Annotated in this window: 14 protein-coding genes and 1 tRNA gene; 6 read left to right on the top strand and 9 right to left on the bottom strand. The window is 70.6% G+C overall.

Annotated elements, in window-relative coordinates:
- The first annotated feature begins 166 nt into the window (after nucleotides 1-166).
- The 3 genes from pheS to BUE16_RS12230 all read left to right on the top strand — a co-directional run bounded on the left by pheS (nucleotide 167) and on the right by BUE16_RS12230 (nucleotide 4,056).
- The gene (gene pheS / locus BUE16_RS12220) at nucleotides 167-1,669 is read left to right on the top strand and encodes a phenylalanine--tRNA ligase subunit alpha (RefSeq protein WP_073310109.1); all 1,503 of its coding nucleotides are present in this window, start codon (nucleotides 167-169) and stop codon (nucleotides 1,667-1,669) included.
- A complete protein-coding gene (pheT, locus tag BUE16_RS12225) occupies nucleotides 1,669-3,477 on the top strand; it encodes a phenylalanine--tRNA ligase subunit beta (protein ID WP_073310111.1) in 1,809 nt (602 codons plus the stop codon). The genes pheS and pheT overlap by 1 nt, the downstream gene beginning before the upstream one ends.
- Before the next feature lie 132 nt (nucleotides 3,478-3,609).
- The gene (locus BUE16_RS12230; RefSeq protein ID WP_073310113.1) at nucleotides 3,610-4,056 is read left to right on the top strand and encodes a universal stress protein; all 447 of its coding nucleotides are present in this window, start codon (nucleotides 3,610-3,612) and stop codon (nucleotides 4,054-4,056) included.
- A 52-nt stretch (nucleotides 4,057-4,108) separates the two neighbouring features.
- Here BUE16_RS12230 and BUE16_RS12235 read toward each other — a convergent pair whose 3' ends face one another.
- Both BUE16_RS12235 and BUE16_RS12240 read right to left on the bottom strand, forming a co-directional pair.
- Nucleotides 4,109-4,669: a GNAT family N-acetyltransferase gene (locus BUE16_RS12235; RefSeq protein ID WP_073310115.1), complete on the bottom strand. Its 561-nt coding sequence runs from the start codon at nucleotides 4,667-4,669 to the stop codon at nucleotides 4,109-4,111.
- Nucleotides 4,666-5,034 carry a universal stress protein gene (locus tag BUE16_RS12240; RefSeq protein WP_073310117.1) on the bottom strand — a complete coding sequence of 123 codons (369 nt, stop codon included), beginning with the start codon at nucleotides 5,032-5,034 and terminating at the stop codon, nucleotides 4,666-4,668. The genes BUE16_RS12235 and BUE16_RS12240 overlap by 4 nt, the downstream gene beginning before the upstream one ends.
- 138 nt (nucleotides 5,035-5,172) lie before the next feature.
- Here BUE16_RS12240 and BUE16_RS12245 point away from each other — a divergent pair, with 138 nt between their 5' ends.
- The 3 genes from BUE16_RS12245 (at nucleotide 5,173) to cgi121 (ending at nucleotide 9,087) form a co-directional block, all read left to right on the top strand.
- The gene (locus BUE16_RS12245; protein ID WP_073310119.1) at nucleotides 5,173-6,012 is read left to right on the top strand and encodes a DUF5806 family protein; all 840 of its coding nucleotides are present in this window, start codon (nucleotides 5,173-5,175) and stop codon (nucleotides 6,010-6,012) included.
- A 73-nt stretch (nucleotides 6,013-6,085) separates the two neighbouring features.
- Nucleotides 6,086-8,569 (top strand): ATP-dependent DNA helicase, encoded by a 2,484-nt coding sequence (locus BUE16_RS12250; RefSeq protein WP_073310121.1) that lies wholly within the window; start codon nucleotides 6,086-6,088, stop codon nucleotides 8,567-8,569.
- Nucleotides 8,566-9,087, top strand: coding sequence for a KEOPS complex subunit Cgi121 (cgi121, locus tag BUE16_RS12255; protein ID WP_073310124.1), 522 nt, complete (start codon nucleotides 8,566-8,568; stop codon nucleotides 9,085-9,087). The genes BUE16_RS12250 and cgi121 overlap by 4 nt, the downstream gene beginning before the upstream one ends.
- Nucleotides 9,088-9,121: 34 nt before the next feature.
- Here the strand turns inward: cgi121 and BUE16_RS12260 are convergent, their stop codons facing one another.
- From BUE16_RS12260 to BUE16_RS12290, 7 genes are all read right to left on the bottom strand, one after another.
- A complete protein-coding gene (locus tag BUE16_RS12260) occupies nucleotides 9,122-10,423 on the bottom strand; it encodes a hemolysin family protein (RefSeq protein WP_073310126.1) in 1,302 nt (433 codons plus the stop codon).
- A gap of 208 nt (nucleotides 10,424-10,631) precedes the next feature.
- A tRNA-Gln gene (locus BUE16_RS12265) sits at nucleotides 10,632-10,705 on the bottom strand.
- A gap of 277 nt (nucleotides 10,706-10,982) precedes the next feature.
- The gene (locus tag BUE16_RS12270) at nucleotides 10,983-11,390 is read right to left on the bottom strand and encodes a DoxX family protein (protein ID WP_073310128.1); all 408 of its coding nucleotides are present in this window, start codon (nucleotides 11,388-11,390) and stop codon (nucleotides 10,983-10,985) included.
- A 44-nt stretch (nucleotides 11,391-11,434) separates the two neighbouring features.
- Nucleotides 11,435-12,157 carry a TetR/AcrR family transcriptional regulator gene (locus tag BUE16_RS12275; protein WP_079991634.1) on the bottom strand — a complete coding sequence of 241 codons (723 nt, stop codon included), beginning with the start codon at nucleotides 12,155-12,157 and terminating at the stop codon, nucleotides 11,435-11,437.
- Between the two features lie 90 nt (nucleotides 12,158-12,247).
- A complete protein-coding gene (locus BUE16_RS12280; protein ID WP_073310130.1) occupies nucleotides 12,248-13,429 on the bottom strand; it encodes an ABC transporter permease in 1,182 nt (393 codons plus the stop codon).
- Entirely contained in the window at nucleotides 13,426-14,217 is a 792-nt protein-coding gene (locus BUE16_RS12285) for an ABC transporter ATP-binding protein (RefSeq protein WP_079991635.1), read from the bottom strand. The genes BUE16_RS12280 and BUE16_RS12285 overlap by 4 nt, the downstream gene beginning before the upstream one ends.
- Nucleotides 14,217-15,407: a COG1361 family protein gene (locus tag BUE16_RS12290; protein WP_073310132.1), complete on the bottom strand. Its 1,191-nt coding sequence runs from the start codon at nucleotides 15,405-15,407 to the stop codon at nucleotides 14,217-14,219. Before BUE16_RS12290 ends, BUE16_RS12285 begins: the two co-directional genes overlap by 1 nt.
- Between the last annotated feature and the right edge of the window lie 31 nt (nucleotides 15,408-15,438).

The raw sequence follows: 15,438 nt of genomic DNA on the forward strand, positions 1-15,438 counted from the left end.
TTCCCGCGCCACTGACCCCGGCGGAGCGCGGCGGCGACCGCTCGGTCGCCGCCGCGCGAAACCGACGCGGGCTGTCGCACGCGGGCATTGACCGGTTCCCGACCGAACGGCGCGGTTCCGGAACGACACGACTAACCACCGACCACACCGACACGAACACAACCGAATGCGACTTCCACAAGCGCAGGTCGCGCTGCTGGAGGCAGCCAGCGCGACCGACGCGAAGACCATCGAACAGCTCGCAGACGAGACCGACCTGAAGCCCGAGACGGTCACCCGCGCCGCCTTCGACCTCCGCGACGAGGGGCTCGTCGCCGTCGGCGAGCGCGTCGATGAGTCGGCGACGCTCACCGACGAGGGCGAGACGTACCGCGAGGCCGGACTGCCCGAAGTCCGTCTCCACCGCGCCGCCCGCGAGGCGGGCGAGGGCGACCCCGTCCCAATGGGCGAGGCCGTCGGCGCCGCCGGGCTGGAGGGCCCCGAGGTCGACATCGCGCTCGCCAACTACGCCCGAAAGGGGTACGGCGTCGTCGATGCCGGCGAGGTCAGCGCGAACGGAGACGCCGACCCTGACACCGACCCGGAAGCCGCCGCGCTCGACGCGCTCGCCGAGGGCGAGTCCGTCGACGACGCCGACCTGCTCGACCGACTGGAGAGCCGCGGCCTCGTCGACCTCGACGAGCGCACCGTCCGCTCGGTGACGCTCACCGACGACGGCGTTACCGCGCTGATGGAGGGCGTCGAGGCCGCCGAGACGGTCGACCGCCTCACGCCCGACCTCCTGACCAGCGGCGACTGGGCGGACGTGGAGTTCGCCGAGTACAACGTCGAGGCGGACGCGCCGGCCGTCGAGGGCGGCCACGAGCACGTCCTCCGCGGCATGTCCGAGCGCGTGAAGGACGTGCTCGTCGGCATGGGCTTCCAGGAGATGGACGGTCCCCACGCCGACGCGGACTTCTGGATCAACGACTGCCTGTTCATGCCGCAGGACCACCCGGCGCGCACCCACTGGGACCGCTTCGCGCTGGACGTGCCGCCGGTGGCGGACCTCCCCGACGGTCTGGTCGGCCGCGTCGAGGCCGCCCACCGCGACGGCGTCGGCGAGGACGGCGACGGCTACCACTCGCCGTGGTCGGAGGACTTCGCGCGGGCGATCGCCCTGCGCGGACACACCACGTCGCTGTCGATGCGCTACCTCTCGGGGTACGCCGACGCCGACTTGGAACCGCCACAGCGCTACTTCTCCGTGCAGAAGGCGTACCGCAACGACACGCTCGACGCGACCCACCTGCTGGAGTTCTACCAGATCGAGGGGTGGGTGATGGCCGAGGACCTCTCGGTGCGCGACCTGATGGGCACCTTCGAGGAGTTCTACCGGCAGTTCGGCATCGAAGAGATCCGGTTCAAGCCGCACTACAACCCCTACACGGAGCCGAGCTTCGAACTGTTCGGCGAGCACCCCGAGACGGGCGAGGAGATCGAGATCGGGAACTCGGGCATGTTCCGCGACGAGGTGCTCGAGCCGCTGGGCATCGAGTGTGACGTGATGGCGTGGGGGCTGGCCCTGGAGCGACTCGCCATGCTCACGACGGGCGCGGAGGACATCCGCGACCTGCACGGCACGCTCGCTGATCTTGAGTTCCTGCGGAACGCGGAGGTGACCTACTGATGCCAGTCGTCGACATCGACACGGACGAACTGCGCGGGCTGACCGGCGAACCGGACAAGAGCGACGAGGAGTTCAAGCAGGACCTGTTCGCGCTCGGCCTGGAGTACGAGGGCGACACAGACGACGGCCTCCTCCAGTTCGAGTTCGGACCGGACCGCCTCGACCGCCTCTCCGTGGAGGGGGTGGCGCGCTCGCTACGCTACCAGTACGGCGCCGACCGCGGCGTCTACGTGCCGAACACGAACGACGCCCGCTGGACCATCGAGGTCGACTCATCCGTTCCGGAGGAGCGGCCGTACGTCACGGGCGCAGTCGTGCGCGGCGTCGAGTTGGGCGAATCCGGGCTCGACTCGCTGATCCAGCTGCAGGAGAAGCTGCACGCGACGATGGGCCGCGGCCGAGCGAAGGGCGCCATCGGCGTTCACGACCTCACGATGCTGAAGGGCCAAGCCCTGACGGAGGAGTCCGAGCCGTCCGGCACCATCGACGCAGCCACCGCAGACCTCGGCGCGACCGAGAAGACGATCACCTACCGCGGCGTCGACGCCGAGGGCGACCGATTCGTCCCGCTCGATTCGAACGCCGAGGTGACGCCCGCGGACGTGCTGACGGAGCACGCGACCGGCGAGCAGTACGCTGACCTCGTCGAGGACCTGGACCGCTACCCTGCGATCTACGACGAACTCGGCCTGTTCTCGTTCCCGCCGGTGATCAACGGCGCGCGCACCGAGGTCGACGCCGCCTCCCGGGATCTGTTCATCGAACTCACCGGGACCGACCAGTGGACCATCGACAAGATGTGCGTTATCCTCTGTTACGCCCTCTCGGCGCGCGGCGGCACTGTCGAGGAGGTGCAGGTCGACTACCGAGACGGCGCGACATACCCCGACGAGTACGGGCCCGAGCTGCTTCGCCCGGACTTCGACACCGACGAGAAGTCCGTCACGCACGACCGCATCGAGACGATGCTCGGCGTCGAACTGGAGCGCGAGGCGGTCGTCGACCTGTTCGAGCGCTCGGGGCTGGACGCCGCCTACAGCCTGGGCGAGGATGAGACCGTCTACGACGTGACGATCCCGCCGTATCGCGTCGACGTGCTTCACCCGCTGGACCTGGTCGACGACGTGGGGCGTGCGTACGGCTTCAACGAGCTGGAGCCGACCTACCCCGACATCGGAACCATCGGCGGGCGCCACGAGCGCTCGCGCCTGGAGCGGGCGGTGCGCACGAGCCTCATCGGTCTCGGCTTCGAGGACATGCTCAACTTCCATATGACCTCGGCCGCGGAGAACTACGACCGGCTGCGCCTCGACGAGCGCGACCCCGGCGCCGATCTGTCCGACGCCCCGCTGGGGGCGGAGCCCCGCGCGGAGATCACCAGCCCGTACAGCGAGGACTACACGCAGCTTCGGACGTGGGCGCTCCCCTCGCTTGTGCAGGTACTGGAGAACAACACTCACCGGAGCTACCCGCAGGACCTCGCGGAGGTCGGCTTCGTCGCCCACCGCGACGACGACGTGAACACCCGCGTCGCCGAGGACCACCGCGTTGCCGGCGTCTTCGCGCGCACCGACGCGACCTACGAGGACGCGAAGGCGCGCCTCCAAGCCGTCTGCGACGACTTCGACGCGGAGCTGGAGACCCCCGCGACGGAGCACCCGAGCTTCCTCGACGGGCGGGTCGCCGAGGTCGCGATCGACGGCGACGCGGTCGGCGTCGTCGGCGAACTCCACCCCGAGGTGCTGGTCGACCGGGACATGGAGGTGCCCGTCGCCGCCTTCGAGTTCTCGCTGTCGGCGCTGGAGTAGTCACCCGGCGCCGACCCGTCCGGCGATGCGGCGGTCGCGACGCCGGGTGGGGCCGCCCGAACCAGCGGACGGCGGTCGAGCGCGACGCGCGCGAGGGGAACACCTTTCACGTCATCCGCCGCAGGCTCCCGTATGAGCCTGACCGTCGAACGCGTACTGGTCCCCGTGGACGGGAGCGACGAGTCACTGACGGCGGTCGAGTACGCCGTCGCCGTCGCCGAGCGGTACGACGCGCAGGTCCACGCCGTGTACGTGCTCGGCGAGGAGGTCGTCCGCGCCATCGAAGAGGCGGTCGTCGATCGGTCGGAGATCGCCGAGGACACCGAGGCGTTCACCGACACGGTTCGGGATCTCGCCCACGCGGAGGGCGTCGAGGTGTCGAGTTCGACCGCGTACGGCTTCTCGACGAAACGCAAGACCACCCACCCCGGGTCGGTCATCCTCGACACCGCCAAGGACATCGACGCCGACTTCATCGTCATCCCGCGCGAGCCGCTGACCGGCGAGCCCGGCGAGGTGCTGGAGAAGGCCGCCGAGTACGTGCTGCTGTACGCGAGCCAACCCGTGCTGTCGGTGTGACCTGATCGACGTTCGAGAAAGGGCGCTACACCCGGACGCGACGCGCGGACCGCTACGCCGGATCCGCCAACTGCGCCGTCATCTCCAGCTCGAACGACTCGGCGTCGCTCGTCTCGAAGCCGACCTTCTTGTAGAGGCCGACCGCCGCGCGGTTCCACCGCTCGACGGTGAGCCACACCCTGTCGACCCCGTTGACGGCGCCGTGGCCCAGCAGCGCCTCCATGAGGTGCGTGCCGATGCCGGCGCCCTGGTACGCCTGAAGCACGAAGATGGCCAGTTCGTAGGCGTCGCCGTCGGGGACGAGCGTGGCGTGGCCGGCGACCGTCTCGCCGTCCCACGCGACGACGTTGTAGCCGCCGTCGCCGAGGATCGTCTCCAGCCACGAGCGCACGTCCGACTCGCGGCTCGGCGGAATGCCCTGCGCGCGGTCTTCGGGATCGAACGCCGTGTACATTTCGATGAGCGCCTCGAACTCGTCCTCGCCGGACTCCCCGTCGGCGTCCGCGGGGTACGGCCGGATCTCGATGCCGCGGCCCTCGCGGTCCTCGAACGACAGCGGCGGCGCCTCGAACGGCCCCGCGGGCTCGTCAGGGTAGACGCGGTCGCCGCTCATCGGACCAGTTTCACCGAGACGTGGGAGTTCAGCAGGACGAACTGCGCGATGCTGCCGAGGTTGATCTTCCCCATCGGGCTGGTCTCGCCGCCCCCGAGCGCGATCATGTCGAACCCTTCGTCCTCCGCGATGGCGACGAGCCGGCTGCCGGCGTCGCCCTCGACGCGCCGCACGTCGGCGTCGAGGCCCGCGTCCGCGAGCACCGCCCGGACGCGGTCTTCCACCTCCTCGGGCGTGCGGTCCGAGCGGGGGTTCTCGACGACCGCGACCGTAAGGTCATCGCCGGCGGCCCTCGCCCGCTCGACGGTGTCTTCGAGCGCCCGGAGGGAGTCGTCGCTCCCGCCGATGCCCAACAGGACGTTCATGCGCCGACGGTCGGCAGGCCCGGACAAAAGCGTGCCGCCGGTCGCGCCGCGGGCGGCCGGCGGGCACCCGCCGAGCGTCCGACGGCCGGCGGACGCGCGGGGGACGGCTTTTTGAGGGTCGCTCGGCTACGGAGCGCCATGACCGACGACGCGGGGAACGAGGCCGGCGGCGACGACGCGGCCGCCGCCGAGGGAGTCGACGAACGAGCCACCGACGGCGGCGAGGGCGCCGCCGAGGAGGTCGGCGGCGCGTCCCCGGCGGGCGAGGGAACGGCGGACGAACGCGGTGCTGGGGACGCCGAATCCGCCGGCGCCGGATCGGCGGCGAGCAATGACGAGCCCACGGCCACCGACGACGAACGCGCGGCCACCGACGGCGACGCGTCGGAGTCGGTCCCCGGCCCGGCCGTCGGCGCCGACGCCGCCGAGGAAGCCGACGACGATGCCGCCGAGGACGTGCCCGACGATGTCGCGAAGTACGACCGCTTCCAGAAGATGGAGCGCGCGGAGTACGACCGCGTCAACGAGTTCCTGCGCGACCGCACCTACGTGACCGCCCGCGAGTGGGCGATCGCCCGGCTGTGCGCCGACTTCCGGACGGAGACGGGCGTCGAGATGACGAAGATCGGCGAGAACCTCCCGCGGCTCGTCCCGTTCATGACGGACACCTACACGCCGCAGGCGGTGAACCAGGCGCGCGCCTCATTCGAGGAGAAGGTGCGCAAGGCCGGTGCGACGTTCCTCTACGGCGCGATGTCGGGGTTCTTCACCGCCGAGGACCTCGACGACGTGATGTACGAATCGACGGAGATCGCGAAGTTCCTGCTGGAGGTCGAGGGGGCGGACCTGACCGTCGAGGAGGAGCTGGCCGCCGAAGACAAGATCTCCTCGGTGATGCGCGACGTGCGCGAGGCGAGCGCGGAGGTGCGCGGCGAGGAGGTCAAGTGCCCCGAGTGCGGGCACGTCCACGAACCGTAGGGCCGCCAGACCGACCTCGCGCCCCGACCGCTTCTCCGACAGTTTAAATCCGAGAACCCCGCTACCACGGGCAATGAGACCCTCCGATCTCTCGACCCTGCCCGACGGCGTCCCCGAGGCGCTGGAGGCGGAGGGGATCGAGGAGTTCTATCCGCCGCAGACGGCCGCCGTGGAGGCGGGCGTCGCCGACGGCGAGAGCGTCGTCGCCTCGGTGCCGACCGCCTCCGGCAAGACGCTCATCGCGGAGTTGGCGATGCTCTCGTCGGTCGCGCGCGGCGGGAAGGCGCTGTACATCGTCCCGCTGCGCGCGCTCGCCAGCGAGAAGAAGACGGAGTTCGAACGCTGGGAGAGGTTCGGGATCGACGTGGGCGTCTCCACCGGCAACTACCAGTCCGACGGGGAGTGGCTCGCCAGCCGCGACATCATCGTCGCCACGAGCGAGAAGGTCGACTCGCTCATCCGCAACGGCGCGCCGTGGGTGAACGACCTCACCTGCGTCGTCGCCGACGAGGTCCACCTCGTCGACGACGGCGGCCGCGGCCCGACCCTGGAGGTGACGCTCGCGAAGCTCCGCAAGATCAACCGCGACCTGCAGGTCGTCGCGCTCTCGGCGACGGTCGGCAACGCCGACGAGGTGGCCGACTGGCTCGACGCCGCGCTCGTCGAGTCCGACTGGCGACCCATCGAGTTGAAGATGGGTGTCCACTACGGCAACGCCGTCAACTTCGACGACGGGAGCCAGCGCGAGGTGCCCGTCGGCAACGGGCAGAAACAGACGGCCGCGCTCGTCGCCGACGCCCTGGACGAGGAGGTCGACGGCCAGCGCGGCTCCTCGCTGGTGTTCGTCAGCTCCCGTCGGAACGCCGAAAGCGCGGCCAGGCGCCTCGCCGGCGTCACCGAGAGCCGGCTCGATCCCGACGAGCAGGCGGCGTTGGAGGAACTGGCAGCAGACATCCGCGACGACTCCGACACCGACACCTCCGAGGACCTCGCCGACTGCGTTCGCGACGGGGCGGCCTTCCACCATGCCGGCCTCTCGGCGACGCAGCGCTCGCTCGTCGAGGACGCCTTCCGCGACCGTCTCGTGAAGTGCATCTGCGCGACGCCGACGCTCGCGGCGGGGGTGAACACGCCCGCTCGCCGCGTCGTCGTCCGCGACTGGAAGCGCTACGACGGCGAGTTCGGCGGGATGCAGCCGCTGGACACGCTCGAAGTCCACCAGATGATGGGCCGCGCGGGCCGCCCCGGCCTCGACCCCTACGGCGAGGCCCTCCTGCTGGCGACGGACCGCGACACAATGGATGAGCTGTTCGAGCGCTACGTCTGGGCCGAGCCGGAGGACGTCCGCTCGAAGCTCGCCGCCGAGCCCGCGCTCCGCACGCACGTCCTCGCGACCGTCGCCTCCGGGTTCGCCACGACGCGCGACGGCCTCCTGGAGTTCCTCGACCGCACCCTGTACGCGAGCCAGACGGGCGACGACTCGCGCCTCGCGGCGGTCACCGACCGCGTGCTCGAGTACCTGGAGGCCAACGAGTTCCTCGAACGGGACGACGGCAGCCTTACCGCGACCGGCATCGGCCACACCGTCTCGCGCCTGTACCTCGACCCGATGTCGGCCGCGGAGATCATCGACGGGCTCCGCGAGGGCGTCGAGTCCGACGACGACGACGCGGCCGCCGCCGCGACGGCGAACCGCCGGAGCCGGGCCGCGGGTGACGCCGAGGTTCCCGAGGACATCGCCGACGCCGACTTCGTCACCGGGAACGACCTCCTCGACGACGGCGGAGGCGAGCGCACCGACGACGCTGGCGGCGACGCCGAGGAGGCGGTCGAGTCCGCGGCGGCCGCGGACGGCGACGACGGCCCCACGCTGTCTCCGCTCGGGCTGTACCACCTCGTCGCGCGGACGCCCGACATGTACCAACTGTACCTGAAGTCGGGCGACCGCGCGACGTACGAGGAGCAGTTCTACGAGCGCGAGGCGGAGTTCCTCGGGCACGCCCCCTCGGAGTTCGAGGACGTGGCGTTCGAGGACTGGCTGGCGGCGCTGAAGACCGCGCGCCTGCTGGAGGACTGGGCCAGCGAGTTGGACGAGGACACCATCGCCGAGCGCTACGGCGTCGGCCCCGGCGACATCCGCGGCAAGGTCGACACCGCCGAGTGGCTGCTCGGGGCGACCGAGCAGCTCGCGAACGAACTCGACCTCGACGTGGTGCTCGACGTGCGCGAGGCGAGAAAGCGCGTCGAGGACGGCGTCCACGAGGAGCTGCTCGACCTCGTGGGCGTGCGCGGCGTCGGTCGAAAGCGCGCCCGACGGCTGTTCGAGGCCGGCATCGAGACCCGCGCGGAGTTGCGCGAGGCCGACAAGTCCGTGGTGCTTGGCGCGCTGCGCGGGCGTGAACAGACCGCCGAGAACGTCCTGAAGGCGGTCGGCCGGCAGGACCCCTCGATGGAGGGCGTCGAGACGGATGCGAGCGCGTCGGCGGCCGCGACCGCCGGGAGTGAATCGGGAGACGACGACGGAAGCGGGCAGGCAACGTTCGGTGATTTCTCGTGAGGCTCGTCGAGGGGGTCGCGACCGTCGACGACCTCGACGCGTTCCTCGCGGCGTTGACCCGGATCGGGGAGGAGACCGGCTGCACGGTCCAGGCGTTCGACGCCCGCTACGTCGTCGACCGCGCGCACCTCGAACGGGCGCTCGAACTGGCCGACCGGGCCATCGACCGCGGCGAGAACGTCGCGCGCGACCGCGGCGTCGAGGTCATGCTGTACGCCGCCGGCCGCCGGCAGATCGACCGCGCGCTGACGATGGGAGTGACCGAGGGCGAGGGGCCCGTCGTGGTACTCGTCGCCGCCGACGGGGGAGCCGACCGCGGCGGCTCAGGCGACGGCGACGAGGCCACGGCCGCCGCGGCCGTCGACGACCTACTGACGCCCGCGGACGCGCTCGGCGACTACGACGAGGACCTCGTGCGGGAGTACTTCATCATCGACGATCCCGAGTTGGCGGCGACCGCGGGGACGCTCGCGGACGTGGTCCGCGAGCGCGTCGCGCTGCTGGACGTGCGGAAGTAGGTGCGAAAGCAGGGCCGAAGACGCCCGCGGCGACTCAGCGGGCTGGATCGTCGGCGCTCGCGGCGTCGGACGGGTGCCCCGGCTCGACGAACATCCGACGGATACGCTCGCCGTCGATCTGCTCGGCAGTCACCGCTATCCCGTCGAGTTCGATCCGTTCGCCCGAGCGGGGGACACGCCCGAGCCGGTGGTACACGTAGCCGGCGAGAGTCCCCGCGTCGACGGGCGCGGCGGCCGAGAGCGTCGTCCCGAAGACGGCATCGAGGCCGTCGAGGAACACATCGCCGCGGATCATCACGCCGTCGGCGACCGCGCGAATACTCGCCTCGGTACCCACGTCGAACAGGTCGCCGACGACCTCTTCCAACACGTCTTGTACCGTCACGAGCCCCACGACCGCGCCGGCGTCGTCGGCGACCAACGCCATCCGGACACGTTCGTCCTGCATCCGGGTCAACAGGGTGTCGATCGGCTCGGAGGCCGGTACCGACAGCGTCGGCGTCGCGAGCCGCTCGATCGGCACCGACTCGTCCAGCGCGAGCGTCCGCTCCAGATCGCGGAGGTCGACGATCCCGCGAGGGTCGTCGAGGGAGCCGACGAACACCGGGAGCCGGGTCACCCGTTCGTCGGCAGCCAGCGTCGCCGCGTCGCGGATCGACGTGCTCGCGTCGACGGCGACGACGTTCTCGCGTGGGACCATCACGTCGCCGGCGGTGATCTCGTGGAGCCCCAGCACGGACTCCACCATCTCGCGCTCGTCGGCATCGATCTCGCCGCCTCGCTCGGCCGAACGGACCAGCGTCGCCAGTTCGTCACGGGTGACGTACGGCGCCTCGATCGCCGGTTCGCCGCCGAAGACGACGCTCAGCCGACGGGTCACGAGGTCGAAGCCCGTCACGACCGGGGCGGCGAGGCGCTGGAAGCGCCGGATGGTCGGCGCCGTCCGCAGCGCCCACCGCTCCGCGTTCGCCACGCCGTAGGACTTGGGGACGATCTCCCCGAACACGAGCACGACGACCGTGAGGAGAACCGTCGACAGCGTCACGGCGACACCGGCGGGGAGCGCCGCCACGAGGATCGCCGTCGCCACCGACGACATGGCGATGTTGACGACGTTGTTCCCGACGAGGATCGTCACGAGCAGCCGATGAGGGTCCGAGCGCAGCGCCTCCAGCACGGCGCCGTTCCCGCCTCCCTCGGCGAGCACGCCGACGCGGTAGCGCTCCACGCTGAACATCGCAATCTCGCTGCTGGAAAAGAACGCCGAACACGCGAGTAACACGAGAATGACACCCGCCCCGACGACCGGGAGCGAGAGGGGATCGAGGGCGACCATGCGCGGAGGTGACGCCGGGGACGTAAATCGGTCTGGGGACGCCGCGGCGACGGGAGCGAAGGCGAGCCGACGGTAACCCGTGTGGCGAGGACGCTCGCACGCACGGAGCGCACGCGCCGAATCGAGAACGGGTCAGACCCCCATGTTTCGTGTGGAAACGGCAAGACTGCGTCCGGAACCGGTTCTACATGAAGCGCGCGAAGAGAAGTAGTCCATCCTGGATTCGAACCAGGGTCGTTGCCCCCAGAAGGCAACAGGATTGGCCAGCTACCCCAATGGACTGACATGTTCGCCGACCGCCTGCGCGCCGTCGACACTACGGCGTAGGCAACTGGGAGTTATGAGTGTTGCGAAGCCGAATCGGCTCTGCACCCTCTGACCCCTCTGCTCGAACGGTGCGGTGTTCTCGTCGGACACGGTTTACACACCGGGTCATGCACTCGTCGACCTCCGCGAACACGTCCGTGGTCGGAGCGCTTCGGCCGATCGTTGCGCCACCGACCTCACGTACGTGGCGGCCGGGTACGTTGCCGGCGGCGGCGAGACCGGCCAGCGGCCGTTACGACCGGTACGCCTCACGCAGGAACGCCAGCGCCGCGCCGAGCATCGCGAGGTTGCCGAAGAACGCGAGACGTTCCCCGCTGGCGTCTCCCTCTTCATTCCAGAAGTCGTGCATGGTCGGCGTCACCACCGCGAGGAACGTGACGACCGCGCCGGTCGCGATCCGGGGGAGCCGCCAGAGCGCGACGCCGAGGCCGCCGACGAGCATCATCCCCGAGGCGAACGGCGCGGCGAGGTCAGGCATCGGCACGCCCGCCGACTCGGCGTACTCGATCGAGTCGTCCATGTCCCTGAAGTCCTCGGAGGCCTGCAGCGCGAGCCCGAGCCCGAACAGGAGGCGGCCGAGGCGGGAGAGGCGACGCGTAGTCGTGGCCGATGGCGAATCCGCAGTCGAGTCGTCTACCATGTTTGGTGACACTTCCGCCGTCGTGAAAAAGCTGTGCTCGGCGGTCACTCGCGAGAAGCGTCGTCCAGACCGCCGGGGTCACGGGGGTCGACCGTGTCGCCATCAGTATCGGTGGCGGCCGACGCACGGGCGAACTCGTCGACGTACCCGTGAAGCATTCTCCGGACGGGCGTGACGACATCGTAGTCGGCGGTGTGGCGCTGGAGCATCGCACCGGTGAGCGTCGACAGCAGCCACGTCGCCGCCTCCTCCGGATCGATCGTCTCGTCTATCGCCCCGGACGCAACGCCGTCTGCTATCGCGGTCTCGAGCCGTTCGCGGAGGTGGTCGTCGATGCGCGTGAACTCCTCGCGGAAGCGGGGTTCCGAGACAGCCTGCGCGCGGAGGTCGATCATCGCGCGCTGGGCTTCTGCCATCCGGTCGTCCACCTCCGCGCCGAGGTAGATGTCGACGAACGCGTGGATCCGCCCGACAGCGGAATCCGCCTCGCGCTCGGCCTCGTCAAGCATCGCGAGGAAGTGATCGCCGGCGAACCGGAGGAACCCCGCGATGAGGTCGTCCTTGGAGTCGTAGTGGTAGTACAGCAGCGACTTGCTCTTCTCGAACTCGGCGGCGATGTGGGAGACGCTCAACTCGGCGTAGCCGTGCTCGCAGAGTGCGCAGTACGTCGCCTCCATGATGAGCGTGTTCACGTCGGCGCCCCCGTCCACGTTCGACTCGTCGCCCTCGTCGCTCGCGTCGGGTCCGCCGTTCGTGCCGTCGCTCATCTCTCACCTCCGCTCGCGGACGCGCGGTAATGAACCCCCCGAAGCCGGCGGAGCCGACGCGCCGGGAACGACACCCGGACCGCGCCGCGGTCAGCCACGCAGCGCCTCCACGGGCCGCTCGCGGGCGGCCGCCCAGGCGGGGTAGATCCCCGCGATCAGGCTCGCGATCACGCCGAAGCCCATGCCGGCGGCGACGTACCGCAGCGATCCGGTCGGGAACGCAAACGGGTCGCCCAGCAGCGCGTCGTTGATCGCCGCGACGACCGCGAGCGTGACCGCGCCGCCCAGCAGCGAACCCAGAGCGCCGAGCAGGGTCGCCTCCGCGAGCATGATCCGGACGATGTCGAGCTTCTGGTAGCCGACCGCGCGCAGTACGCCGATCTCCTCGCGGCGCTCGATCGCCGACATGAGCATCACATTGGCGATCGAGACGCCCGCGACGACCAGCGAGATGGCGCCGATCCCGACGAGGAAGAGGTTGATGAGCCGGAACGCCTCGTCGATCTGCTCGGCGATGTCGCCGCGCTCGAACACCGAGACGATCTGGCGGCGGCCGTTGAACGTCCGCTTGATTTCCATCGCCGTCTCGTTGGCCGCCGTCGCGTCCTCGGCGCGGACGATCACCTGGGCGTACGCGCCGTCGTCGAACTCGCTCGGCGGGAGGACGAACGCCTGATTGGGGTTGGCGATGTCGGCCTGGCCGGCCTGCGCGAGCACCGCCTTGACGCGGTACTCCTCGGTCCGCCGGACGGTGCGACCGTCCTCGACGGTCGTGCGGCCGAGCGTCACCTTCGACCCGGGCCGGAGGTCGTAGCGGTCGGCGAGCGTCGACCCGACGAGCACGCCGCTGCGCCAGTTCGCCGGGATCGACCCCTCGCGCACCTCGTACAGCGACGCCGGGTCGTCGACGCCGTACAGCGTCGCGGTCCCGACGGTCGACCCGCCCTCGATCGCGTCGGCGTTCTCCCGGTTCAGCGGGACGATCTCCGCTTGCCCGCTAACGCGGTCGATCCGCCCCACGTCGGCGGCCGAGAGGTAGCCGTGCTCGTTGTCCTCGCCGGGGAACACCTGGAGGTCGGCGCCGATGGAGCCGAGCGTCTCGAACTGCGACTCCTGAAAGGCGACGCCGCCGGCGCCGATGGCGCCGATGGCGACGACGCCGATGAGGATGACCGCGACCGCCAGCGCCGAGCGCGTCTTCGCCCGGGCGACGTTTCGACGTGCCATGAGGACCGCCGGGAACGACCCCCAGAGGCGATCGAGAAGCCTCATCCGGTGACCGCCTCCTCGTCGTCGCGCACGGTGCCGTCGATGAGGTTGACGACGCGGTCGGCGAACTGCGCGACGTAGTCGTCGTGGGTGACGGTGACGACGGCGACGCCCTCGTCGGTGATCGCGTCGAACTCCGCGAGGATCTGGTCGCCCGTCTCGCGGTCGAGGTTCCCGGTCGGCTCGTCCGCCAGCAGGAGCCCCGGGTCGTTCACGAGCGCGCGGGCGATGGCGACGCGCTGTTTTTGCCCGCCGGACAGCTCGTCGGGGTAGTGACCGAGCCGGTCGCCCAGCCCCACGCGTTCGAGGAGGTCGGTGGCGGCCTCCCGGGTCCTGGCAGGGGTCCGGTCGAGCAGCCGCGGCACCTCGACGTTCTCGACGGCCGTCAGCGTCGGGATGAGGTGGAAGCTCTGGAAGACGAAGCCGATCGTCTCCTTGCGCCTGCGGGTGCGCTCGGCGTCGCTGAACGTCTCCACGTCGACGCCCTCCAACTCGACGACGCCGCCGGTTGGCACGTCGAGGAGGCCCAGCATGTTCAACAGGGTCGACTTGCCCGACCCCGAGGGGCCGACGATGGCGACGAACTCGCCGGGGTCGACGCGGAAATCGATGCCGCGCAGCGCGCGCACGGTCTCGCCGCCGGTGACGTACGCTTTGACGACGCTGCGGCCGGAGATGATCGGCTGCGCGTCGGCTGCCGGTTCGCCCGCGGAGCCGGGCGTCGATCCCGTGTCCGGGTCGGCTGCGTCGTCGGCGCCGTCGACGGTCGCCGAGTCGTCGGGTCCCGTCATCACCGGCGGAGCACGAGCACCCCGGCGAGCACGATCACGAGCACCGCGAGCGCCGTCGGAAGCAGCGGGAGCCCGCCGAGCGGGCCGGTCTGCGGTGCGGGCGTGGGCGTCGCGAGCGCCGACTGGCTCACGCGCACGTCGGTCGTGTACGAGCGGCGGACGCCGTCGACGACGTACTCGACGCGGACCGGGACCGTCGTCCGGTCGCCGGAGAGTTCGGCGTTAAGGTCGAACGAGGCGAAGTCGCTGCCCTCCACGCCGCCGACGAAGTAGTCCGGTTGCGGGTCGGCGGGTCTGACGCCGGCGCCGTCGACGACGCTGACGAGGACGCTCTGCACGTCGGTGCCGCCGACGTTGGCCGCAGTGCCGGCAATCTGGAGCACGCCGCCGGGGCCGCGCGTCACGCTGACGCCGGTGAGGCGGATCTCGCCGGGGTTCTGCGGCTCGGAGAAGTCGGCGCCGAACGTCTGAGTCACGGTCCGACGGTCGCCGTTGAGCGAGTAGGTGAGCGCGACCTCGACGGGGAACTGTCCCGCCTCCGTCGTGCGGACGGGGAACGAGAAGACGGCCGTGTCGCCGCCGGCGAGCGTCGCGCGCACGCGACCGCTCGTTCGGAACGCGAGCGCGTCCGCCGGCGTGGAGACGCGCACGCCGATCTGGCTGACCGCGGCGTCGAGGCCGTTCGCGACGGTGACGTTCACCGTCCGCTCGGCGCCGACGACCGCCTCGCTCACGTCGAGTTCGAGCTGCGGGTTCGGCCGGTCGACGTCGACGGTCACCGGCTGGACGATGTGTGTTCGCTCGCCGCGGGAGCTGAGCAGCGTCGCGTGGACGTACACGGTCTGCTCGCCCGCGTCTTCCAGGGCGACCGAGAAGTCGTACGTCTGCTCGGTGCCCGGTCCGAGCGGGTCGGACACGTCGAGGGCGGCGAGTTCCTCGTCGTCCTCGTCGTAGTTGCGGTCCGGCACCGCCGCGACCGAGAGGTCGGTGATACGGTACGTGTCGTCGCTGTCGCCGTCGTTCGCCAGCGTGGTCGTGACGGTGAACGCCTCGTCGGGGACCGGATCCTCGGTGGAGACGTCGGTGGTCATCGTGACGAACGCGTCGGCGGCGGCGGGCACGGCGACGCCCGCGACCCCGACGACGACGAGGAGGACGCAGATGGCGACAGATGCTGAGGGAGTGCGCACGGGTCTCGATCCCTCCACGTCGCCCCGTCGG

This window comes from Halobaculum gomorrense (genome assembly GCF_900129775.1).
Classification (GTDB): domain Archaea; phylum Halobacteriota; class Halobacteria; order Halobacteriales; family Haloferacaceae; genus Halobaculum; species Halobaculum gomorrense.

Bases quoted from the DNA above. Each gene is read 5' to 3' on its own strand.
- pheS (WP_073310109.1), top strand. From the start codon at position 167: ATGCGACTTCCACAAGCGCAGGTCGCGCTGCTGGAGGCAGCCAGCGCG.
- pheT (WP_073310111.1), top strand. From the start codon at position 1,669: ATGCCAGTCGTCGACATCGACACGGACGAACTGCGCGGGCTGACCGGC.
- BUE16_RS12230 (WP_073310113.1), top strand. From the start codon at position 3,610: ATGAGCCTGACCGTCGAACGCGTACTGGTCCCCGTGGACGGGAGCGAC.
- BUE16_RS12235 (WP_073310115.1), bottom strand. From the start codon at position 4,669: ATGAGCGGCGACCGCGTCTACCCTGACGAGCCCGCGGGGCCGTTCGAG.
- BUE16_RS12240 (WP_073310117.1), bottom strand. From the start codon at position 5,034: ATGAACGTCCTGTTGGGCATCGGCGGGAGCGACGACTCCCTCCGGGCG.
- BUE16_RS12245 (WP_073310119.1), top strand. From the start codon at position 5,173: ATGACCGACGACGCGGGGAACGAGGCCGGCGGCGACGACGCGGCCGCC.
- BUE16_RS12250 (WP_073310121.1), top strand. From the start codon at position 6,086: ATGAGACCCTCCGATCTCTCGACCCTGCCCGACGGCGTCCCCGAGGCG.
- BUE16_RS12260 (WP_073310126.1), bottom strand. From the start codon at position 10,423: ATGGTCGCCCTCGATCCCCTCTCGCTCCCGGTCGTCGGGGCGGGTGTC.
- BUE16_RS12270 (WP_073310128.1), bottom strand. From the start codon at position 11,390: ATGGTAGACGACTCGACTGCGGATTCGCCATCGGCCACGACTACGCGT.
- BUE16_RS12275 (WP_079991634.1), bottom strand. From the start codon at position 12,157: ATGAGCGACGGCACGAACGGCGGACCCGACGCGAGCGACGAGGGCGAC.
- BUE16_RS12280 (WP_073310130.1), bottom strand. From the start codon at position 13,429: ATGAGGCTTCTCGATCGCCTCTGGGGGTCGTTCCCGGCGGTCCTCATG.
- BUE16_RS12285 (WP_079991635.1), bottom strand. From the start codon at position 14,217: ATGACGGGACCCGACGACTCGGCGACCGTCGACGGCGCCGACGACGCA.